Consider the following 20,910-nt stretch of genomic DNA (forward strand, 5'->3'; position numbering starts at 1 on the left):
CGGAGGTCAGAGGGAGAACGCGCCCGTGAGCAGCGCGACCACGGTCATCACGAGGGTGGTGGCGAAGGCCCACTTGAAGATGAAGCGCTGGTGCTCGCCCAGTTGCACGCCGCTCATCCCGACCAGGATGAACGTGGACGCGGTGAGCGGGCTCAGCGGGAACCCGGTGGTCATTTGTCCGAGGATGGCCGCCCTGGCCACCTCGGCCGGAGCACCGCCGAAGCCGCTGACGGTCTCGGCGAGCACGGGCAGGACGCCGAAGTAGTAGGCGTCGGGGGTGAAGACCAGGCTGAGCGGCATGCCGGTGAGGGCCACGAGCACGGGCAGGTGCCCGCCGAGGGAGTCGGGGATGACGCTCACGAACGCCGACGCCATGCTGCTGATCATCTTGGTGCCGGTGAGGACGCCGGTGAACACGCCGGCCGCGAAGATCATCGTGGTGACCAGGACGACGCTCTTGCCGTGCTTCTCCAGGAGCTCCTGCTGGCGTTCCCAGGTCGGGTGGTTGACCAGCAGCGCGATCGCGAACCCGACCACGAACAGCACCGGCAGCGGCATCACCTGCAGCACGAGCCCGACCAGCAGGGCGACCGTGAGCACCAGGTTGAAGACGGTCAGAGCCGGGTGGACGGGCGCCCGCTGGGTGCCGGGGCCCTCACCGACCAGCCGCTCTTCAGGCATCTCAGGGGCGGAGATCGTGCCGAGGCGGCGGCGCTCCTTGAGCCCGATCAGGTACGACGCCACCAGCACCCACGCGATCCCCGCCGCCATCGCGGGCAGGACCGGCGTGAACACCTGTGAGCTGTCCAGCTTCAGCGCCGCCATCGCGCGGGCGGTGGGCCCGCCCCAGGGGATGAGGTTCATGACCCCGGCGCCCAGGCAGACGACGCCGGACAGGACGAGCGGGCTCATGCCGAGCCGCCGGTAGACCGGCAGCAGCGCCGAGACCGTGATGAGGAACGTCGAGGCGCCGTCGCCGTCGAGGGCCACGCACATGGTCAGCACGGCGGTGCCGACGGCGATGCGGAGCGGATCGCCCTTGGCCAGGCGCAGGATGCCACGGATGAGCGGATCGAAGAGACCTGCGTCGATCATCAGGCTGAAGTACAGGACCGCGAACGCGATCATGATGCCGGTCGGCGCGACCTTGGTCAGCCCGTCGAGGACCATCTTCCCCAGCTCGCCGCCGAAGCCCCCGGCCAGCGCCGCCAGGACCGGGATCAGCACCAGCGCGATCAGGACCGACACGCGCTTGGTCATGGTGAGCAGCAGGAACAGAACGATCGTGGTGAATCCCAGGGCCGCTAGCATCGGTGTTCGCCTTCTTCCTCGCCCGGCTCGCGGGGGGTGACGTGCCGGAGTGTTACGGAAGAGTTTCCGAGCGAGGAAATCTCAGGTCCAGCATCAAAGCAACATTTATCCATGCGTTCTGCGCAAAAGTTCGGGTCTATGCTCACGCCATGGAGGCGAACCTGCGGCTGCTGGCCGCGTACGCCGCCGTGGCCAGAGCGGCGAGCTTCACGGCGGCGGCGGCCGAGATGCACGTGTCGCAGTCGTCGCTCAGCCGCGCGGTGGCCGAGCTGGAGCGGCTGCTCGGCGCGCAGTTGCTGGAGCGCGACACCCGCAACGTGCAGCTGACGGCGGCCGGGGTGGAGACGCTGCGGGTCGCCGAGCAGATCGTGTCCGCGCACCGGTCGGGCATGAAGGAGCTGGAGCGCTACCTGCTCGGCGAGTCGGGCGTGGTGGCCGTGGCCACGCTGCCGTCGGTGGCCGCGGTGCTGCTGCCCCGGGTGATCTCCGAGTTCCGGCTGCGGCGGCCGATGGCCGGGCTGCGGATCATGGACGGCCTGGAGCAGGTGGTGCTCGGCCGGGTGCTCTCGGGGGACGCCGACTTCGCGATCTCCACCGTCGGCGCCGCCCCCGAGCAGCTCGAACACCGCCCGCTGATCAAGGACCGCTTCCACGCCGTGCTGCCCGAGGACCACCCGCTCACCGAGCTCCCGGAGGTCACCTGGGAGGAGCTGGCCCGGGAGCCGTTCCTCGCGATCGGGCCGGAGTCGAGCGTGCGGCGGCTCACGGACGCGGCGTTCGCGCAGGCCGGGGCGGTCCCGACGCTGGCGGCCGAGGCGGGGAGCGTGGCGACGGTGGGCGGGCTGGTGACGGCCGGGCTGGGGGTCTCGGCGATGCCCGCGCTGGTGCTGCCGCTGATGGGGGCGGGGCGGCTGGTCTACCGGCCGCTCGCCGAACCCGTCGTGGACCGCCGGCTGGACGTCGTGGTCCGGGCCCGCCGCACGCTGCCGGTGGCGACGAGCGCGTTCCTGGACCTGCTGGACGGGTTCCGCCGCGAGCTGCGGGACCTGCCCGCGGGCGTCTCCTGGAACCGCGACTGAGGCCATCCCCGGATTCATGCGCAAAGCGCATTGAATGATGGGTTTCTTGTGCTGGACACGCATTTCACCGCCTCGGCAGGATGAAACGGATCGGGAGGCGAAGGAGCGCGGGTGACAGGCACGGGTCAAGAAACGGGCGGAAGCGGCCAGGGGCAGCTGCGCGGGCTGAAGGTGGTGGAGTTCGCGCACGTGGTGGCCGGGCCGATGGCCGGCTCCATGCTCGCCGACCAGGGTGCGGACGTGGTGCACGTGGAGGCCCCCGGCGCCGGCGACGCCGCCCGCGCGATGGGCCCGGTACGGGACGGCGTGCCCCTGTGGTTCAAGGTCGCCGGCCGCAACAAGCGTTCGGTCACCCTCGACCTGCATCACGCCGCCGGACGCGAGATCGCCCACCGGCTGGTCGCCTGGGCGGACGTCGTGATCGTCACCCTGCGGGCCGGACGGCTGCGCGACTGGGAGCTGGACTGGGAGGCCGTGCACCGGATCAACCCGAAGGCGATCCTGCTGCAGATCTCGGGGTTCGGGGCGACGTCCTCGCGGGCGAACGAGCCGGGCTTCGGCAAGATGGGCGAGGCCAGGAGCGGGGTGGTGCACCTGACCGGGTTCCCCGACGGGCCGCCCGTGCACACGGGGTTCTCGCACGGGGACGCGGTCACCGGGCTGATGGGCGCGTACGCCGTGCTCGCCGCCCTCCACCGCCGCGCCGCCGACCCCGGCTTCGACGGCGAGTGGATCGACCTGGCCCTCTTCGAGCCCCTCTACCGGCTGATCGAGTGGCAGATCATCGCGTACGACCAGCTCGGCGTCGTACCCGAACGGGCGGGCAACCAGCTCGCCGTCGCGCCCGCCGCGGTGATCAACACCTACCGCTCGGGCGACGGCGAGTGGATCACCGTGACGTCCGCGACCCTCCGCTCGGTACGCAACGTGGCCCGCCTGCTCGGCCTGCCCGAGGAGGACTTCGCCACGTCGGCGCAGCAGCACGAGGGCCGGGAGACCCTGGACAAGGGCCTGCGGGAGTGGGTGGCCGCGCGGACCACGGACGAGTGCCTGGCGGAGTTCGCCCGGGCGGAGGTGGTGGCCTCGCGGGTGTTCACCGCCGCCGACATCGCCGCCGACCCGGTCTATGCCGAGCGCGGCGACATCATCACGGTCGACGACGCCGACCTCGGCCCCGTACGCATGCAGGGCGTGATCCCCCACTTCCACCGGCGGCCAGGGAAGGTCTGGCGCACCGGCCCCGCGCTCGGGCAGGACAACCACCTCGTCTACCACGAGTGGCTGGGGCTGGCCGAGGAGGAGCTGGCGGAGCTGGAGCAGCACGGTGTCATCTGAGCGTCCCCTGCTCCGTTCGCTGCTCTTCGTCCCCGGCACCAGGACGGCGTGGCTGGCCAAGGCGGAGGCGGCCGGGGCCGACGCGGTCATCCTCGACCTCGAGGACGCGGTCCCCGCCGACGGCAAGTCCGAGGCTCGCCGCGCGGTGGCCGCGACGGTCGCCGGCTACGCGGGGCACCTGGCCCTGTTCGTCCGCGTGAACCCGCTGGACGGCTGGGCGGGGGCCGAGGAGCTGCGGGCCGTCGCGCACGAGCGGCTCAGCGGGGTCGTGCTGCCCAAGGTGAGCGGCCCGGAGGACGTGCGCCTCGCCGACCGGCTGCTCGCCTGGTGCGAACGCGAACACGGCCTGCCCCGGGGCCACATCGCCCTGGTGCCGCTGCTGGAGACGGCCTCCGCGCTGCGGGCGGCGTACGACGTCGCCATGGCGGCACCGTCCCGGATCGCCTACCTCGGCGCCGTCACCGCGCCGGGCGGCGACGTCGCCCGCGCCGTCGGCTACCGCTGGACCCCGGAGAGCACGCTCGGCCTGCGCTCCCGCGTGCTCCTCGACGTGCGCGCCGCCGGCATCCCCAACCCGGTCGCGGGCCTGTGGACGAGCATCGGCGACCTGAACGGGCTGCGCTCCTTCGCCGAGCAGAACCGCTCGCTCGGCTACGAGGGCATGATGGCCATCCACCCCTCCCACGTCCCCGTCATCAACGCGGCCTTCTCCCCCTCCCCCGACGAGCTGGCCCGCTACGCCCGGCTGATCGCGGCGGTGGAGGCGGCCCAGGCCGGCGGGTCGGGAGCGGTGACGTTCGAGGGCGAGATGGTGGACGAGGCCATGGCCGCCACGGCACGGGCCGTCCTCGACCGGTACGGCCGATAAACCGGTTGCGGGCGTCGCGAGACTGAACGGCATGGAACGAACGCTGATCAGCTCCATCGCCCACCGTGACCACCCGATCGCCGCGCCCATCACGCCTGGCAACCTCGACCGCCTGCTGCTCCGGGCCGCGCTGCCGGAGGGGGCCCGCATCCTCGACCTGGGATGCGGCGAGGGTGAATGGTCGCTCCGCGCGCTCGAACTCGTCCCCTCGGCCACGGCCGACGGCGTCGACCTCTCCGCGGAGGCCGTGTCCGCGGCGGGGCGGGCGGCGGCCGCGCGTGGCCTGTCCGACCGGCTGAGGCTGCACGAGATGTCCGCGGCCGAGTTCTCCTCGGAGCAGCCGTACGACCTGGTGCTCTGCGTGGGCTCGACCCACGCGTTCCAGGGGTTGAAGGGCACGATGGACGCGGTCGCCAGGTTCGTCCGGCCGGGCGGGCTGGCGCTGATCGGGGAGGGCTTCTGGGAGCGGACCCCTGCTCCCGAGGTCGTGGAAGCCATCGGCGCGTACCCCGACCTGGCGGGCACGGTGGCCGCCGCCGAGTCCGAGGGATGGCTGTCCGTCTACGGCCACGTGAGCACCCTCGCCGAGTGGGACGAGTACGAATGGTCGTGGACCGGCACCCTGGCCCGATGGGCCGCCGCCAACCCGGGCCCCGACGGCGACCAGGCCCTCGCCGTCGCTCGGGAGCACCGCGAGCTGTGGCTCAACGGCTACCGGGAGGCGCTCGGCTTCGTCACCCTCCTGCTCCAGCGGGTATGAGAGAGCGGCCGGACCTCTCGCCGAGAGGCCCGGCCACCGGGGACTAGCCGTTGATCAGGGCCACCGCCAGGTCGGGGTCGAACTGCCCGGCCGGCTTGGTGGAGGCGTTGCACACGCCGTCGGAGTCACCGGGCACCTTGACCCAGAAGATGTACTCGGCGCCGCTCAACTGCCTGACCGGCGAGGCGCCGAGCTTGCGCCCGGGCGGGTTGCACCAGTTGTCCTCGGGCGTGCTGTCCGAGTAGGGGCCGTTGCCGTTGCGGCTGGTGTCGATCACGTACTTCTTGGCGCCCACGGTGCCCGACAGCTGACCGTTGACCCCGACGGCGTACGTCTCGGAGTCGGTGGTCCAGAAGTAGTTCGACACGTTCACGGAGAAGCCGCGGGTGTTGGCGATGCCCGACTTGACCAGCAGCGGCGCGATGACGTCGGGCGCGAGCCAGGTGGCGTTGGCCGCGTCCAGGTAGACCCACGCGTTGGGGGCCTGGGCCTTCAGCACCTGCGTGGCGTCCAGCAGCATCGCGTACTGGTCCTCGGGGTTCTTGCCGATCTTGGTCACGCACCCGGCGGCGGCGACCGCGTCGGGCTCCAGCACGACGATCGCGTGCCTGGTGCCGATGGCCTTGGCGAACTCGGTGATCCACGTGTGATAGCCGGCCGCGTCGCCCGCGCCGCCGCCCGATTGGTTGGCGCACGCGTCCCGGTTGGGGATGTTGTACGCGACCAGCATCGGCAGCTTGTCCTGGGCCTGCGCCGCGCCGACGTAGGTGTCCACGGCCTGGGTGATGTCGCTGAACCAGCCGCCGAACCACTCGAAGATCGGCTTGTTGGCGATGTTCGCGGAGATGGCCGCGGTCTGGCTCGCGTTCGGATTGGCCGTGACCCACTTGGCCGGGTTGGACTGGTTCCACACGAACAGGGAGGTCGGGCGCGTCGTCTGCGTCTCCAGGAGCGACACGTTGTCGAACCGGATCACGGGCGTCCCGCCGGACCCGCCGAGCTGGAACGTCACCTCTGCCGCCGTGTCCGTGGCGGTCGCGGCCGTGAACGGGATGCTGTAGCGCTTGCTCGACGTGGTGAGTTGCACGCCCGTGGCCAGCGACTGGTTGCTGCTGGGCGTGGCCTTGTACTGCACCGTGGCGGTGGCCTTGAAGGCGACGGTGGAGTAGGCGTCGAAGGAGAGGGTGTAGCTCTTGCCCGGGTTCAGGGCGGCGGTGGTGGGGGTGGCCACCATGGCGTCCCAGGGGTTGGCGACGACGGCCTTCACGTCCACCCGCAGCCGCTGGGCGTCGAGCGCGACCGTCGTCTGGCCGATCGCGGCCCAGGGGGCGGTGGAGCTGTCGAAGGTGCCGTTCCCGATGAGCTGGGCGGCTGCTGAGGCGGGCTGGGGGACGACGAGAACTGCTGTCAGGACGGCGGCTAAAGCCGCGGTCTTGCCTGCGATGAATCGCACGTGTGCACCTTTCGGCGGGAGTCGCGGTTGATCATTACCGACCCCGTCTGACAAGGTCAAGAGGCGAAGTATGAACGTACGCACCGGCATCGGCGGTGACGGAGCGTGCGTGCTACGGCTCCGCTATGATCGGCCGCATGGTTCCTGGCACCTTGTTTCTCTGATCCGCGTCCCTGAGCGGACATCGCAGCGCTTCCGGCGACCCGTCGGCACGGGTCCGGCCGAGCGCTCTGATCCGCGTTCTTCGACGCGTTGACCGCCGGCTTCCGGCATCCACCGAGAAACGAGTGCATTTCCATGACCTCCCGTTCCCTGTCAGGGCACACGACTGTCCTCAACACCCTCGACCCGGCCGACCCCGACCTCGACGATCTCGAGCCGCTGCGCGGCGTGGTCGGTGACGCCCAGGTCGTGGGCGTCGGCGAGGGCGCCCATTTCGTCCGCGAGTTCAACCTCGCCCGCGCGCGGCTGCTCCGCTTCCTCCTCGAACGCTGCGGGTTCACCGACGTGGCGTTCGAGCTCGGATCCGCGGACGCCGCCGCCGTCAACGCCTGGCTGGCCGGCGAGGGCGACGAGGCCGACCTCCTCCGGCTGGCCGGGCCCCTCACCCGCGGTGTGTTCGGAGAGCTGCTGCGCTGGCTGCGCCAGTACAACCGGAGCAGGTCGCGGCCCGTCCGGATCGTGGGGATCGACCTGCCCAACACCCTCACCCTGCGGCCGGACCTCGACCCGGTCGCCGAATACCTGCGGCTGGTCGACCCGGACCTCGGCGACTTCGTGGCCGGCGTCCTGCGCGCGGCCGACGAGATCACCGGCGGCTCGGCCGCCGTGTCGGCGCCCGCGTGGGGCGCTCTCGACCCGGCGTTCCGCGACTCGCTCACGGCGGGCCTGTCCCGGCTGTCGCTGCGGCTGCGGGCACTCGAACCGCTCTACGTCTCCCGCGCCGGCCGGCATCGTTACGACACGGCCCGGCGCCACCTGGATGCCGCCCGCCACACCGACTACATGCTCCGGGCCATGAACGACCTGTTCTCCGGCGCGGGCCTGCCAGGTGACACGTCGGCGCGCGACCACTACATGGCCGCGGCCGTACGGTGGCATCTGGAGAGGGCCGGCACCGGCACGCGAGTCGTGCTGGTGGCCCACAACAACCACATACAGAAGACCCCCGTCACCTTCGGCGGCCACCTGGCCGGCCTGCCGATGGGCCACTACCTGGCACGCGACCTCGGCCTGCGCTACCGCGCCGTGGCGCTGACCCACACCGCCGGCCAGGCGCCGGAGATGATCGTCCCCGCCGAGGGCTCCCCGGTCGGGTTCACGCTCGACGTCGTCAGCCTCGACGCCCCGGCTCCCGGGAGCGTGGAAGGGGCCCTCGTCGACGCCGGGCTCGGCGGGGCCGTCACCCTGACCGACCTGCGTACGGGGCCGCCGCTGGACCGCATCCGGTCGCAGAGCGCGACCGTGGACACGCCGCTGCACCAGGCCTTCGACGCGGTCGTGTGCACTCCCACCGCGACGGCGGACTCGTCGACCATGTTTGGAGCATCCTCATGAACCTCACCAACGCCGTCGTCACCGGCGCCGCCGGCGGGATCGGCAGGGCGCTGGCCGCCCGGCTCCGCTCGGACGGGGCACGGGTCGTGCTCGCCGACGTCAACGAGACGGCGCTCGCCGAAGCCGCGGCCGAACTGGGGGCCGAGGCCGTCCGGACCGACGTCTCCGACGCCGCGCAGATGGAGGCGCTGGCCGCCGCCGCCCCGGACGTCGATCTGGTCTGCCTGAACGCGGGCATCGTCGGCCGGGACCTGGGCGCTCCGTGGGAGGTGAGCCCGCAGGACTGGGACCGGGTGTTCGCCGTGAACGTGGGCGGCGTGGTCAACGGACTGCGCGCGTTCGTCCCGCGGCTGCTCGCGTCCGGACGGCCGGCGCACATCCTGATCACGGCTTCGCTGGCGGGGCTCGTCACGTTCCCGGCCGGTGGCGCGTACGCGGCCTCCAAGCACGCCGTCGTCGCCCTCGCAGAACAGGCGGCGCTGTCGCTGGCCGGCACGCCGGTCGGCGTGACGATGCTGTGCCCGGCCCTGGTCCGCACCGGCATGTCGCCCGACGGCGAGGACCCCGCGGACATCGCGGACCAGGCCCTCGCGGCGGTGCGGGCGGGTGCCTTCACCGTGGTGCCGGACGGCTGGCCGGCCGCGATCACGCGGCGCGCCCACCGGCTGGCGACCGGAGCACCCCCGGAGATGCCGGCCGCCGGGTGATTTTGACCTCCAGGTCCAGAAACTGCTAGCGTCGTTGCCATGGGGAGGCCGAAGCAGTTCGATCCGGACGTGGCCGTCGGGCACGCCATGGACGTGTTCTGGCGCAAGGGCTACGCGGCCACCACGCCGCAGGACCTGGTGGACGCGCTCGGCATCGGCAAGGGCAGTCTCTACAACGCCTTCGGCAGCAAGCACGCGCTGTTCGAGGCGGCGCTGAGCCGCTACCGCGACAGCCAGGCGGCGGCGCTGATCGAGATGCTGGAGGAGCCGGGTCCCGTCAAGGACAGGTTGCGCAGGGCGCTGTGCCTCCTGTCCGAGATGGACCTGGCCGACCCCGACCGGCGCGGCTGCATGGCCGTGAACACCGCTGCCGAGCTCGGCCAGTCGGACGAGAGCGCGGCGCAGCTCGTGCGGCGGATGTTCGACCGCACCGAGGACGCCTTCCGCGCGCTGGTCGAGGAGGGCCGGCGCACGGGCGAGATCGCCGCCGACCGGGACGCCCGGGCGGTCGGGAGCCTGCTACTGAACACCGTCGTCGGCATGCGCCTGCTGGCGCGCGTCGCCGACGGCCCGGACCGCCTCACCAGAGTGGTCGACGCGGTCGTCGACTCCCTCTGACCCGACCCCCGCCGGGATTTACCGCACCTTGCCTGATCCAGTTGGCAGGGTGGGCAGAAGTCGGCCCACCGCCTCGTAGGTCAAGGGGTGGGCCGAGCGGGTGCAGACGCTCGGCTGACCGTCCACCTGGCCCTCAACCCTCGCGCTCCTATCCCTTCCCTTCTGCGGCAGGTGGACGCAGGGTGGCACGCGTTGAGGTGGTTCGGAGCTCTTAGCAGGCTGGAATCGGCACGGCCGACGGCTGCCACTCTCGCCTGATCAACCCGAACACCCACGAGTCGGACACCTCACCGTTGACGACGCAGTCTTCCCGCAACGTCCCTTCACGTACGAATCCGATCTTCTCCAGAACCCGGGCAGATGCCACGTTGCGCGTATCGGCCTCGGCCTGAACACGATTCAGGTCCAGTGTGTCGAATGCCCACCGCACCAACGCGTGCGCGGCCTCCGTCGCGAAGCCGCGGCCCCACATCGCCCCGTCGAGGCAGTAGCCCAACGACGCACTGCGGTAGTCCGGGTTCCATCGGGTCAGACTGCACCAGCCGACGAAGGCCCCGTCAGAAGCACGGTCGATGGCCACCCGCGCCCCGGTGCCTTCGTCCGCCATCTTCCGGCAAGCCTCGATGAAGCGCTCGGCGCGGGCCGGTTCGGTCCACGGCGGGGAGTCCCAGTAGCGCATCACGTAGGTGTTGCTGTGCAGCGCGAAGAGGGGGTCCGCGTCGGAGTCGGAAAAGGGGCGCAGTCGCAGGCGAGCGGTGTGCAGTGTGGGGGTGGCCAGAGTCATGCGCCTCATCTTGTGTCCTCAGGGGCGGGCAGACCACCGAATATCCGAGCCCGGTCCGGTCCTCACGACTTAGGACCTCCAACACAATGATCAGCGGGCCGAGGGCCATGAAGGCTCGTGGATGTCATCGTGGATCTCCCAGCGGATACGCGGACGACCGAGCCAGTGTGGCAGTGCGATGGTCCGCTCGATCACCCAGGTCGGAGCCATGCCCGGCACCTCGGCGGGCGATCATCGGCTTCACGCCGGTGGCCCAGACCAGCCGTCGGTACTTGTCGTGGTCGTACCGTCTGTCGGCGTACAGCACCTCGGGCCGTCGGCGGGGCCGGCCACGCCGCCCGCGCACGGGCGCAATCGACCTCAGCAGCGGCACCAGCTGGGTGACGTCGTTGCGGTTACCGCCGGTCAGACTCAGCGCCAGAGGGAGGCCGTTGCCGTCGGCGATCACGTGATGTTCGGAGCCCGTCTTCCCACGGTCGACCCGGCTCGGACCCGTTTCGGGCCGCCCTTCAGTGCCCGGACGTGAGAGCTGTCGATCACCGCCTTGGACCAGTCCAGCCGACCCGCGGCGTGCAACTCCGCCGGCAACAGCTCATGCAGGTGTTGCCAAACCCCGGCGGCATGCCGGTCCCGCAGCCGCCGCCGGCAGGTCATCCCCGAACCGAAGCCCAACTCCTGTGACAGATGCTCCCACGAGATCCCGGTGTGGAGCACGAACAAGATGCCCGGCAGCACCTTGCGATCCCCCAGGCGCTTGCGCCCAGGATGATCGGCACGACGAGGCACCAACGGCAACAACGGCTGGAGCCTCGCCGACAACTCATCCGGAAGTGCCCATGGCGGCTGCGTGCCCTTCCTCACGCCGCGACCAGCTCGGGAGCGATCCCATGTCACGCCTGGGCGTGTTACAGCGGAGGTGACAGTCGCCTATCGGCGAAGGCTGGAAACGGCATTTGCCTTGCCCGCCCCCGGACCGTAGTCACATGATTACGGTAAGCGACTCGTCTAGACGTAGGAGGTCGGCATGGGAAAGCACAAGGGCGAGGAACCTAGCCTGAAGCCGTTCACGCCCCCGAAGGAAAAGAAGAGCCAGAACGACGGAGACGGCAGCGAGGGCAAGCGCGGCAGCGGTGACGGGGACAAGAAGGACGGCAAGTGACCTTCGACCTGGACGCCCGCATCGATGGCCTCATCGACGCCATCAGCGAGCGCCGCCCGGTCAGCGGCGCCATCGACAAGGCATTGCGGGCCGTGCCCCGTCATCGGTTCGTGCCACCCACCGGGGTCGTTCTCACCGGAGGCGGCCCCCGCCTCATCGACCAGCACGCCGACCCGGAAACCTGGTGGGCCACGGTGTACGGACCGGACGCCATCGTGACTCAGCTCGATGCCGGCGCAACCGACATCCGCGAGGTGCACGGGCGCTGCACCTCCTCCAACTCCGCCCCGGGGACCGTCGTCGATCTGCTCACCCTGCTTGATCCGGATCCGGGTGATCGGGTGCTGGAGATCGGCACGGGGACGGGCTGGACCGCCGCGCTGCTGTCCCACCTGGTCGGCGAGCACGGCATCGTGACCTCGATTGAGGTCGACCAGGTCGTCGCCGAGCAAGCGGGAAAGACGCTGGCCGCGGCCGGCGTGCACCCGCGCCTGATCGTCGGTGACGGGGCGGACGGGTGGGCCGAGGGAGCGCCGTACGACCGGGTCCACGTCACCTGCGCCGTCCACACGGTGCCGTACGCATGGGTCGAGCAGACTCGGCCGGGCGGCGTGATCGTGGCGCCGTTCTCGCCCGGCTTCGACGTCGACCTCTCCGTGCGGCTCGTGGTCAGGCCGGACGGGGTCGCGGTCGGCCGGTTCCCCGGCTACACGTCGTACATGCTGATGCGCTCGCAGGACGGGTCCCCCGTCTCCGGCGACGACGGCAGCGGCCGACGGTCCACGACCCGGGTCGACCCTCGCACGATCGCGCACGCGCCGGCGGGGGCGGGGCTGGCCATGTCGGCTCTCACCGGCCTGCACATCCGCGAGGTCGACGAGGGGGACCGTTTCGTGCTGTACGTGGTCGACCCGGCCGACCCTTCCCACTGGGCGGCGGCGGTTCATGACCCAGATGGCGATCACCTCGCATACCAGCTCGGCGGTCGGTCCCTGTGGGATGAGATCACCGACGCTTACGCACAGTGGGTGTCCTGGGGTGAGCCGGACCGGGAGCGGTTCGGCATGACCATCACGCGGGTGGGGCAACGGGTCTGGCTGGACAATCCGGAGCACACGCTGGGCCGAGCCGAGGCCTGAGCACGCGGAGAGCGGCCGCCTCTGGCCAGGTGTCAGGCCCTCGACCAGGGAGATTGTGTACCCGTGCTGGAACTCGTTGTCCGCGGCAATACTCAGCGCGTCGATTGACTTGGCGGGTCCGGCAGGGCTCCCAACCGCGATCGCTCAACGAAGCTTGCCGGATCCGGTAGGCAGGGTGGGCAGCAGTCGGCCCACCGCCTCGTAGGTCAAGGGGTGGGTCGACCAGACGCCGAAGGCGCCCAGACGAGAACGTCTGAGCGCCTTCGGCGCGAAGCGCCCCATTGCGAAGGCCGTTGGCCTCGGGGCGGGGTCCAGCAGGTTGAACCCGGACGGGCCGCGGTCCGCCTACACCGGGGTGTGCATGTGGCGGGTCAAGGCGTGTTCCACCAGGGTGATCAAGGTGGATTTCACCGACTCCCGCTGCCTGGCGTCCAGGCGCACGATCGGGATGTGGCCGCCGATCGACAGGGCCTCGCGGAGTTCGTCCTGGGCGTGCGCGAACTGCCCGTCCCAGCCGTTGATGCCGATCACGAACGGCAGCTTCGCCTCTTCGAAATAGTCGATGGCGGGGAAGCTGTCCGCCAGGCGCCGCGTGTCGACGAGCACCACCGCGCCGATCGCGCCCCGCACCAGGTCGTCCCACATGAACCAGAAGCGGTGCTGTCCGGGCGTGCCGAACAGGTAGAGGATCAGGTCCTGGTCGAGCGAGACCCGGCCGAAGTCCATGGCCACGGTCGTGGTGGTCTTGTTCGGTGTGAGGGAGACGTCGTCCACGTGCGCGGAGGCGTCCGTCATGACCGCTTCGGTGGTGAGCGGCAGAATCTCCGATACCGCACCCACGAATGTCGTCTTCCCCACGCCGAAGCCCCCGGCCACGACGATCTTCGTCGAGGTTAGGCCGGGGCTAGAGCCTGCGAAGTCCACTGAGCACCCTTTCGAGCAAGTTGAGGTCCGGCTTTCCGGCGTCCAGCGCAGGCTGGTGCACGCGGATCAGGCCCTCGGACGCCATGTCGGCGATCAGCACCCGGACCACCCCAAGGGGCTGGCGTAAAAGGGCGGAGATCTCGGCAACCGACCGGACGTTCCGGGTCAGTTGAATAATCGCCTGATACTCCGGACTAAGTAGGGAAATGTCTTGGTATTCCGACGTCACGGAGGACACCAATGCCTCCATGGCGAACTTCATCCGCGGAGCGGTGCGTCCCCCGGTCACGGCATAGGGCCGTACCAGGGAGCTCTGCTTCTGCGGACGGGGAGCCGCCGGATGCGGCGGAGTGCTATCACCAGCCCAACCCTGACCTGACACCATGATCTCCTGTCACCGCCTCACTAACGGGGGCGGGCCGCTTGCAGCTCGGCGCGTACGGCCGGCGTCAGCACCTGGCCCGCTCGCTCGACCAGCAGGGTCATCTGGTAAGCCACCAGGCCCATGTCACAGTCGGGAGCAGCCAGGACCGCCAAACAGGACCCATCACTGATGGACATGATCATCAAGAGCCCACGCTGCATCTCGATAACGGTCTGGCTCACCATACCGCCCTCGAAGACCCGCGCGGCGCCCTGGGTCAGGCTGATCACGCCGGACGCCACCGCGGCGAGCTGGTCGGCCCGATCCTTGGGAAAACCCTCGGAGAAGGCCAGCGGCAAACCGTCGGACGACACCACGACCGTGTGGGCGACGCCCGGCACGTTGTTCACGAAATCCGTGATCAACCAACTGATGCCGCGCGCACCCTGGCTCATTTCTCTCATTTGTCCTCCTCATTCTCTTCGCCCCGGGTGAACGCTCGGCCCTGGCGGACGCCCTGCTGGAAGCTGGAGAGCCGGCTGCGCAGCCGCTCGGGTGAGATCTGCGGTGCCGGTGACGAAGCCTGGGGTTCGGCGAGGCTGGCCGTACCGGGCACCAGGTTGGCCTTGGGCACGCGACGGGGCAGGCCCGAGGACGTCGTGCCGCCCTGCGCGGGCTGCGCGGCGGCCTGCGCGGCCTGGAAGCCGGAGTCCGCGGGCGAGGACCACGTCGCGCCCGCCCCGGACGCGCCGGGCGTGCGCCGCGGCAGCCCCGACGGGGACTGCGCGGGAGCGACCGGGGCCGGGTCGGCGGGCACGGCCGGATGCACGACCGTGGTCTCCGGCTCGGGCTCGTAGGAAGCGGGCTCGTAGGAAGCAGGCTCGTAGGAAGCGGGCTCGCTGTGCGGCTGCAGCACCTCGGGCTCCGGCCGCCGGAACCAGTCGGACCCGACCGACGAGAAGATCGGCAGGAACTCGTCGCCCTGCTCCTCCATGGGCGAGCTGCGCACCACGGGGAGCGGGCCGGTCATGTCCTGCGAGGAGTAGTCGCCGGGCCCGAACCTGTCGTAGTTGGACTGCCCGTTCTGCTGGAACTGGTCGGCGGGCTTGAGGTCATCCGCGAACGGCGAGCGGTACGACTCCCCGAACTGCGGCTGCGGACGATCCTCCGACTCGAACAGCGACCTGCGCGGCACCGGGTCGGCGAACGACGACCACTGCGGCTCCTCCTGCGGCTGCTTGGGCGGCTCGGTGGCGAAGGACGGCCAGCGCGGCTCCTCCTCCTGCAGGGGCGGCGGCTGCTCCGCGAAGGACGGCCACCGGTTCTCCGCGAACGAGTTGGGCTGCGGCGCGGGAGGCGGCGTCTCCTCGGCGAACGACGGCCAGCGCGGCTCACCGAACGGCTGCGGCTCACCGAACGGCTGCTCTCCGAACGGCTGCTGCGCGGGCGCAGGGGGCTCCTCGGCGAACGACGGCCAGCGCGGCTGGTCGCCGTTCTGCGAGCTCTGCGGCTGCTCGGCGTAGGGCGACTGCCGCTCCCCGAAAGGCTGCGGCTCGCCGAACGGCTGCTGCTCACCGAACGGCTGCGGCTCGCCGAAGGGCTGCTCACCGAACGGGCGATCTGCGGCGGGCCGGTCGTTGAACGCGGCGGGCTGCTCGTTGAACGGCGCCTGCTGGTCGCCGCCGAAGGGAGCCCAGTTGCCGCTCCCCGGCACCGGCAGCGACCCCGGCCACTGCGTGTCCACCACGTGCTCGGGACCGTCGCCGGAGGGCGCCGCGCCGTAGGAGGCGGACCCGTTCCGCGAAGGCTCCGCGAACATGCTCGGGTCGAAGTCCGTGAACGCCTCGTACTGCCCGCCCTGCTGCGGCCCGCCCAGGCCGTTGCTGATCAGCATGTCCGGCATGAAGACCAGCGCGCTCAGGCCGCCCGTCTCCCGGGGGCTGAGCTGCACGCGGACGCCGTGGCGCAGGGCCAGGCGGCCGACCACGAACAGGCCCATGCGCCGCGACACCGACACGTCCACGACGGGCGGGTTCGCCAGGCGCCAGTTGGCCTCGGAGAGCTCCTCCTGGTTCATCCCGATGCCCAGGTCGTTGATCGACACGAGCACGCCGCCCTCGGCGGGGGTGCTGGTGACCTGGACCTTGCTCTCGCGGGGGGAGAACGAGATCGCGTTCTCGATGAGCTCGGCGAGCAGGTGGACGGCGTCGGTGACGGCGGGGCCGACGATCAGCGTGCCGGACGGGATCTGGATCTGGACCCGCTCGTAGTTCTCGACCTCGGACAGCGAGGCGCGGGCGATGTCGACCAGCGGCACCGGCTCGCTCCACTTGCGCGCGGCCTCCTGGCCGGCGAGGACCAGGAGGTTCTCGCTGTTGCGGCGCATGCGGGTGGCCAGGTGGTCGAGGCGGAACAGGTTCGCGAGCCGCTGCTCGTCCTCCTCGCCCTGCTCCAGGCCCTCGATGAGCTGCAGCTGCCGCTCGACCAGCGTCTGGCTGCGGCGGGAGAGGTTGACGAACATGGCGTTGACGTTCGCCCGCAGTTTGGCCTCGTCGCCGGCCAGCCGGATCGCCTCGCGGTGGACCTCGTCGAAGGCCTGGGCGACCTCACCGATCTCGTCGCGGGTGTTGATGCCGACCGAGGGCGTCTCGGGTATCTGCGCGTTCTCGCCGGACTCGCGCAGCACGCGGACGGTCTCGGGCAGCCGGGTCGTGGCGACCTGGAGCGCCTCGGCACGCAGCCGGCGCAGCGGGCGGACCAGCGAACCGGCCACGCGGGTGGTGAAGACCAGGACGAGGAGCAGCAGGACCAGGATCACCGCACCGGAGATGATCGCGTTGCGCTGCTCGGTGTCGCTCAGCTCCCGGGTCCTGGCCACGATCCTGGTGGCCAGGCCGTCCTCGACCTTGCGCATGGCGTTGCCGGACAGCGTGGTCGACTCGTACCAGTTGCCGAGGTCGCGGCGGGTGGTGACGTCGAGGTCCCGGATCTCGTTGTACTCGCGCATCTGGGCGAGCGCGCGCTGGCGCATGGCGTCGGCGAGGTCAATCTGCAGGCCCCTGACGCCCTTCTGGTACGCCTCCAGGTCCTTGGAGTCGGCCTCCTGCTCGAAGGCGGCCAGCTCGGCCTGCTGCTTGTTCCAGGAGCCCAGGAAGTCCGACAGGTCGTCGTTGTCCAGCTTCCGCTGGACGAGCGCCACGATCAGGATGATCTGCTGGCGCGAGATCTCCTCCTTGACCCGCTGCAGCGAGCCGAGCGCGGCCACGTCACCCTGGAGGGTGTCGTCGTTGACGCCGGAACCCAGGTCGCCCTCGATCGCGGAGAAGACGCCGATCATGGTGGTGTACGTGCTGATGGCGGCACGCGGCGGCACGTTCGAGACCATGGACTCGCGGAGGCTGTCGAGACCGGCGAGCCACCGGCGCATGTTGTCGACGCCCTCGATGACACGCGCGGAGTGCGCGGCGTCGATGGCGTTGGCCGCGCTCAGCACCTGCTTCTTGGCCGTGTCCGTCGCCTGCCGCTGCGTCTTGAGCTGGACGAGGCGCTGGCCTCTGCTGCGGTCGGAGACGTACCACGCGGTGAGCGTTCGCTCCTTGCCGAGCTCGTGGTTGAGCGCACCGATGCGCTGCACCAGCTCGGCGACCTGGGTGAGCCGGCGGTACTCGGCGTTGGTGCCGATGGCGTTGGCCAGCTGCACGCCGGCGAGCAGCACGCCCACCACCGTGGGGATGAGGATCAGCGCGACCAGCCTGGAGCGCACACGCCAGTTCCCCAGCCGGAAACGTCCGCCTGTGTACTCCCCTGACCTCGTGTGCCTGGGGTCTTTCGTCCTCACTGACTCTCGCAACCTCTCGCCGGTACGTGCTCGAAAGAAATCAGACACGCGTGTGGCGCATGGGATTCGTTCCGGCTGGGTAATTGGAACACAACCCGTACCAGATCGGCCAACCGAACATATCCCATCACACGTGCCCAAAGGGTCACTTTGGGCAACATATCGCCGTACACGTCTTCAGGCGGGCCGGAACGAATCCCGCTCGACCGGCGCCGCGTGCTTCACCATCAGGTGCCGCGTCACCGAATACTCCTGCACCGCCTCCTGGCTCATGTCCTTGCCGAACCCGCTGCCCTTCACCCCGCCGTGCGGCGCCTCGCTGGCGATGGGCAGGTGGTCGTTCACCCAGGTCACGCCCACATCGAGCCGGTGTGAGACGCGCATGGCCCTGGAGACGTCACGCGACCACACCGACGAGGCCAGACCGTACCGCGTGTCGTTGGCCAGTCTGACCGCCTCGTCCTCGCCGTCGAACGGTAGCGCCACGAGCACGGGTCCGAAAAGTTCACCTTGGACGATCTCGCTGTCCTGGGCGACGTCGGTCACGAGCGTGGGCGGGTAGAAAAATCCGGGGCCGTCGATCGGGGCGCCTCCGTGGAGCACGCGCCCGCCGGCCCTGGAGACGAACCCGTGCACCCGGTCCCGGTGCGCGGCCGAGATCAGCGGGCCGATGTCCGTGGCCGGGTCCCAGGGGTCACCGACGGTTATTTCGGCAAGAGTTGCCCGCAGCGCCTCGATCGCGTCCGCGTACACCTCGCGGGCGACGTAGACGCGGGTGGCGGCCGTGCAGTCCTGCCCCGTGTTGTACGTCGCCCCCATCGCCACCCCGCGGGCCATCTCCGCGAGGTCGGCGTCCTCGAAGACCAGCGCGGGCGCCTTGCCGCCGAGCTCGAGGTGCACCCGCTTGAGCGTGGCCGCGGCCCCGGTCATGACCGCCCGGCCCGTCTCCGTGGAGCCGGTGACGCTGACCATGTCCACGCCCGGGTGGGTGACCAGCGCCTGGCCGGCCTCGGCGTCCCCGGTGATCGCCTGGACGAGCCCGTCGGGGGCGCCCGCCTTGGCGAACAGCTCGGCCAGCCGCAACGTCGTACGCGGCGTCTGAGGGGCCGGCTTGATCACCACGGCGTTGCCCGCGGCCACCGCCGGCCCGACCTTCCAGACGGCCATGACGAACGGGAAGTTCCACGGCGCGATCGACCCCACCACCCCGACGGGACGGCGCAGCAGGACCGAGGTGTAACCGGGGCTGAAGACACCGGCACCCGAGCCTTCGAGGGAACGGGCGGCCCCGGCGAAGAAGCGCAGGTTGTCGGCGGCGAACGGCAGCTCGCCGTCCCTGAACACCGACGCGGGCTTGCCCGTCTCCTCCACCTCGAGCCTGGTCAGCTCCTCGGCGTCGGCCTCCACCAGGTCGGCCACCCGCAGCAGCAGCCGCGCCCGGTCGGCCGGGGTGGTCTGCGACCACTCCTCGAAGGCCGCGCGGGCCCGGTCGACGGCGGCCGCGACGCCCTCCACCGGGGTGTCGGGAATCTCGGCGCACGGCAGCCCGGTGGCGGGGTTGATCAGTTCACGCATGGAAATTCATGTCCTCACTGGCCGAGCTGCTCGATCAGGTCGGCGGCCTTGCGCAGGCCGTCGCGACCCCTGATCTCCTCGCCCGCGGCGGCGAGCCGGGCGCGCAGCTCGGTGTCCCCGAGCAGCCGCTCGACCGCGCCCTTCAGTTCTTCGTCGGTGAAGGTGTAGGTGGAGAGCCTGACACCATAGCCCAGCTCGTCTGCCCGCTGGGCGTTGTCGTACTGGTCCCAGAAGAGCGGCAGCAGGATCATCGGCTTGCCGAAGTGCAGCGCCTCCGTGGTCGTGTTGTTGCCGCCGTGCGTGATGACCAGGTCACACAGTGGGATGATCTTAGTCTGCGGGAGGAACTCGGCGCCCCACATGTTGTCGGCGAGCTTGATCTCCTCGTGCAGCGGGCCCTTGGAGACGATGTACTGGTGCGGCGTGGTGGCCAGCACGTCGATGACGCGCTGCATCAGCTCCACGTCGGAGGAGCCCAGCGAGCCGAGCGAGAAGTAGACCAGCGACCCCTCGTTGCGCGCGTGCTCATGGTCGCGCCCGCTTCGCTCCTCGTTGGCTCCTCCGTCGCTCTCTCGTCGCGAGCTCCTGCGCTCGAAGGGCAGCGTGAACGCCTCGTCGGTCTCCCGGACCGAGGAGTCCAGGCGGTGCCAGGAGTCGCCGAGCGGGCGGGCGTCGGCGTAGTCGAGGATCTCGGGGTAGACGTAGAGGTTCAGGTCGCCCTCGTGGATGAAGTCGAGGTCGGGCAGCGGCTCGGTGCCCTGCTCGACGCACCACTCGTTGAAGGCGGCCCACAGCTCGCGGTGGGTGCGGTCGTACTCGGCGCGGAAGGCCGCCCACTCCGAGCGGTCGTCGGCCGGCAGGCCGGAGAAGACCGGCGCGATGTTCTCGCCGCGCACCTCCAGCGGGTTGCAGGAGACGATGCGGACGAACTTCTTGCCCGCGGTGAGCAGCGCCGGGAACGTGATCACGTTGTCCTCGACGATCACGTCGGGGTTGACGCGCTCGATGATCGCCTTGAGCTGCGGCTCGCAGTACTTCACGCCGTCGATCAGCGAGTCCCAGATCGGCTTGGTGACGGTGTCGAGCTGCTCCAGAGTGCTCTTGCGGTACTCGGGGGCGGTCTCGCGGATGAAGTCCTTCCAGAACTGCCCCGGGTCCTGCTCCTCCGCGGCATCCTCGGGCGGCGGGGCGAGGTCGACGAGGTCCTCCTCGAAGCCGAGCGCTTCGAGCTTGCCCTTCCACGACGCCTCCGCGGCGAAGACGACGCGGTGGCCGCGGCGGCGGAGGATGTCGCCGATGCCGATCGAGTTGTTGGTCGGCCCGTAGGCGCTTTCCGGCATGAACAGGATGGTGAGAGACATCGAGACTCCGGGGAAACTCATCAATTTGAAGAGGAATTCAAGAACTGATCTAGCGTGAAGGTCAAGTAACAGGCACTA

Annotated in this window: 18 protein-coding genes and 1 pseudogene; 9 read left to right on the forward strand and 10 right to left on the reverse strand. The window is 70.3% G+C overall.

Features of this window, described 5'->3' with window-relative positions; translation table 11 throughout:
- Nucleotides 1–6: 6 nt before the first annotated feature.
- Nucleotides 7–1,311: a citrate:proton symporter gene (locus tag AB0L65_RS28015; protein ID WP_364250795.1), complete on the reverse strand. Its 1,305-nt coding sequence runs from the start codon at nt 1,309–1,311 to the stop codon at nt 7–9.
- Between the two features lie 149 nt (nt 1,312–1,460).
- On the opposite strand from AB0L65_RS28015, the gene AB0L65_RS28020 reads away from it, so the two are divergent.
- The 4 genes from AB0L65_RS28020 to AB0L65_RS28035 all read left to right on the forward strand — a co-directional run bounded on the left by AB0L65_RS28020 (nt 1,461) and on the right by AB0L65_RS28035 (nt 5,353).
- Nucleotides 1,461–2,390 carry a LysR family transcriptional regulator gene (locus AB0L65_RS28020; protein WP_364250798.1) on the forward strand — a complete coding sequence of 310 codons (930 nt, stop codon included), beginning with the start codon at nt 1,461–1,463 and terminating at the stop codon, nt 2,388–2,390.
- A gap of 111 nt (nt 2,391–2,501) precedes the next feature.
- The gene (locus tag AB0L65_RS28025) at nt 2,502–3,725 is read left to right on the forward strand and encodes a CoA transferase (protein WP_364250801.1); all 1,224 of its coding nucleotides are present in this window, start codon (nt 2,502–2,504) and stop codon (nt 3,723–3,725) included.
- Nucleotides 3,715–4,593, forward strand: a complete 879-nt coding sequence (locus AB0L65_RS28030) for a CoA ester lyase (protein WP_364250804.1) — start codon at nt 3,715–3,717, stop codon at nt 4,591–4,593. The genes AB0L65_RS28025 and AB0L65_RS28030 overlap by 11 nt, the downstream gene beginning before the upstream one ends.
- A gap of 31 nt (nt 4,594–4,624) precedes the next feature.
- Entirely contained in the window at nt 4,625–5,353 is a 729-nt protein-coding gene (locus tag AB0L65_RS28035) for a class I SAM-dependent methyltransferase (protein WP_364250806.1), read from the forward strand.
- A gap of 43 nt (nt 5,354–5,396) precedes the next feature.
- On the opposite strand, the gene AB0L65_RS28040 is transcribed toward AB0L65_RS28035, so the two are convergent.
- Entirely contained in the window at nt 5,397–6,806 is a 1,410-nt protein-coding gene (locus AB0L65_RS28040; RefSeq protein WP_364250808.1) for a glycoside hydrolase family 6 protein, read from the reverse strand.
- 297 nt (nt 6,807–7,103) lie between these two features.
- Between AB0L65_RS28040 and AB0L65_RS28045 the strand changes: the two genes are divergently transcribed.
- Genes AB0L65_RS28045 through AB0L65_RS28055 form a run of 3 tightly spaced genes read left to right on the forward strand, consistent with a single transcriptional unit; the run spans nt 7,104 to nt 9,688 of the window.
- The gene (locus tag AB0L65_RS28045) at nt 7,104–8,363 is read left to right on the forward strand and encodes an erythromycin esterase family protein (RefSeq protein ID WP_364250811.1); all 1,260 of its coding nucleotides are present in this window, start codon (nt 7,104–7,106) and stop codon (nt 8,361–8,363) included.
- The gene (locus AB0L65_RS28050; protein ID WP_364250814.1) at nt 8,360–9,070 is read left to right on the forward strand and encodes an SDR family NAD(P)-dependent oxidoreductase; all 711 of its coding nucleotides are present in this window, start codon (nt 8,360–8,362) and stop codon (nt 9,068–9,070) included. The genes AB0L65_RS28045 and AB0L65_RS28050 overlap by 4 nt, the downstream gene beginning before the upstream one ends.
- A gap of 39 nt (nt 9,071–9,109) precedes the next feature.
- Nucleotides 9,110–9,688 carry a TetR/AcrR family transcriptional regulator gene (locus AB0L65_RS28055; RefSeq protein WP_364250817.1) on the forward strand — a complete coding sequence of 193 codons (579 nt, stop codon included), beginning with the start codon at nt 9,110–9,112 and terminating at the stop codon, nt 9,686–9,688.
- Between the two features lie 211 nt (nt 9,689–9,899).
- Here AB0L65_RS28055 and AB0L65_RS28060 read toward each other — a convergent pair whose 3' ends face one another.
- Together AB0L65_RS28060 and AB0L65_RS28065 are read right to left on the reverse strand one after the other, a co-directional pair.
- Entirely contained in the window at nt 9,900–10,472 is a 573-nt protein-coding gene (locus AB0L65_RS28060) for a GNAT family protein (protein WP_364250820.1), read from the reverse strand.
- A gap of 85 nt (nt 10,473–10,557) precedes the next feature.
- Nucleotides 10,558–11,333: pseudogene (locus AB0L65_RS28065) on the reverse strand (IS5 family transposase); the annotation flags it as partial.
- Nucleotides 11,334–11,496: 163 nt separating this feature from the next.
- Between AB0L65_RS28065 and AB0L65_RS28070 the strand changes: the two are divergent.
- On the forward strand, nt 11,497–11,631 hold the full coding sequence (locus AB0L65_RS28070) for a hypothetical protein (RefSeq protein ID WP_364250823.1): 135 nt from the start codon (nt 11,497–11,499) through the stop codon (nt 11,629–11,631).
- A complete protein-coding gene (locus AB0L65_RS28075; protein ID WP_364250826.1) occupies nt 11,628–12,770 on the forward strand; it encodes a methyltransferase domain-containing protein in 1,143 nt (380 codons plus the stop codon). Before AB0L65_RS28070 ends, AB0L65_RS28075 begins: the two co-directional genes overlap by 4 nt.
- 345 nt (nt 12,771–13,115) lie before the next feature.
- On the opposite strand, the gene AB0L65_RS28080 is transcribed toward AB0L65_RS28075, so the two are convergent.
- The 6 genes from AB0L65_RS28080 to AB0L65_RS28105 form a co-directional block, all read right to left on the reverse strand.
- A complete protein-coding gene (locus tag AB0L65_RS28080; protein WP_364250829.1) occupies nt 13,116–13,694 on the reverse strand; it encodes an ATP/GTP-binding protein in 579 nt (192 codons plus the stop codon).
- On the reverse strand, nt 13,675–14,079 hold the full coding sequence (locus tag AB0L65_RS28085; protein ID WP_225964010.1) for a DUF742 domain-containing protein: 405 nt from the start codon (nt 14,077–14,079) through the stop codon (nt 13,675–13,677). The genes AB0L65_RS28080 and AB0L65_RS28085 overlap by 20 nt, the downstream gene beginning before the upstream one ends.
- A 20-nt stretch (nt 14,080–14,099) precedes the next feature.
- A complete protein-coding gene (locus tag AB0L65_RS28090) occupies nt 14,100–14,513 on the reverse strand; it encodes a roadblock/LC7 domain-containing protein (RefSeq protein WP_205304681.1) in 414 nt (137 codons plus the stop codon).
- A gap of 5 nt (nt 14,514–14,518) precedes the next feature.
- Nucleotides 14,519–17,821: a nitrate- and nitrite sensing domain-containing protein gene (locus AB0L65_RS28095; RefSeq protein ID WP_364250832.1), complete on the reverse strand. Its 3,303-nt coding sequence runs from the start codon at nt 17,819–17,821 to the stop codon at nt 14,519–14,521.
- Nucleotides 17,822–18,073: 252 nt separating this feature from the next.
- Nucleotides 18,074–19,471 carry an aminobutyraldehyde dehydrogenase gene (locus AB0L65_RS28100; RefSeq protein ID WP_364250835.1) on the reverse strand — a complete coding sequence of 466 codons (1,398 nt, stop codon included), beginning with the start codon at nt 19,469–19,471 and terminating at the stop codon, nt 18,074–18,076.
- Between the two features lie 14 nt (nt 19,472–19,485).
- Nucleotides 19,486–20,832 (reverse strand): glycosyltransferase, encoded by a 1,347-nt coding sequence (locus AB0L65_RS28105; protein ID WP_364250838.1) that lies wholly within the window; start codon nt 20,830–20,832, stop codon nt 19,486–19,488.
- Nucleotides 20,833–20,910: the final 78 nt, after the last annotated feature.

The sequence above is a fragment of the Nonomuraea sp. NPDC052116 genome (assembly GCF_040680035.1).
GTDB classification, from domain to species: domain Bacteria; phylum Actinomycetota; class Actinomycetes; order Streptosporangiales; family Streptosporangiaceae; genus Nonomuraea; species Nonomuraea angiospora_A.

What these genes read in the sequence shown, in the direction of transcription:
- AB0L65_RS28050 (WP_364250814.1), top strand. Translation starts at nt 8,360, where the DNA reads ATGAACCTCACCAACGCCGTCGTCACCGGCGCCGCCGGCGGGATCGGC.
- AB0L65_RS28035 (WP_364250806.1), top strand. Translation starts at nt 4,625, where the DNA reads ATGGAACGAACGCTGATCAGCTCCATCGCCCACCGTGACCACCCGATC.
- AB0L65_RS28060 (WP_364250820.1), bottom strand. Translation starts at nt 10,472, where the DNA reads ATGACTCTGGCCACCCCCACACTGCACACCGCTCGCCTGCGACTGCGC.
- AB0L65_RS28085 (WP_225964010.1), bottom strand. Translation starts at nt 14,079, where the DNA reads ATGGTGTCAGGTCAGGGTTGGGCTGGTGATAGCACTCCGCCGCATCCG.
- AB0L65_RS28090 (WP_205304681.1), bottom strand. Translation starts at nt 14,513, where the DNA reads ATGAGCCAGGGTGCGCGCGGCATCAGTTGGTTGATCACGGATTTCGTG.
- AB0L65_RS28015 (WP_364250795.1), bottom strand. Translation starts at nt 1,311, where the DNA reads ATGCTAGCGGCCCTGGGATTCACCACGATCGTTCTGTTCCTGCTGCTC.
- AB0L65_RS28020 (WP_364250798.1), top strand. Translation starts at nt 1,461, where the DNA reads ATGGAGGCGAACCTGCGGCTGCTGGCCGCGTACGCCGCCGTGGCCAGA.
- AB0L65_RS28100 (WP_364250835.1), bottom strand. Translation starts at nt 19,471, where the DNA reads ATGCGTGAACTGATCAACCCCGCCACCGGGCTGCCGTGCGCCGAGATT.
- AB0L65_RS28070 (WP_364250823.1), top strand. Translation starts at nt 11,497, where the DNA reads ATGGGAAAGCACAAGGGCGAGGAACCTAGCCTGAAGCCGTTCACGCCC.
- AB0L65_RS28055 (WP_364250817.1), top strand. Translation starts at nt 9,110, where the DNA reads ATGGGGAGGCCGAAGCAGTTCGATCCGGACGTGGCCGTCGGGCACGCC.
- AB0L65_RS28045 (WP_364250811.1), top strand. Translation starts at nt 7,104, where the DNA reads ATGACCTCCCGTTCCCTGTCAGGGCACACGACTGTCCTCAACACCCTC.
- AB0L65_RS28105 (WP_364250838.1), bottom strand. Translation starts at nt 20,832, where the DNA reads ATGTCTCTCACCATCCTGTTCATGCCGGAAAGCGCCTACGGGCCGACC.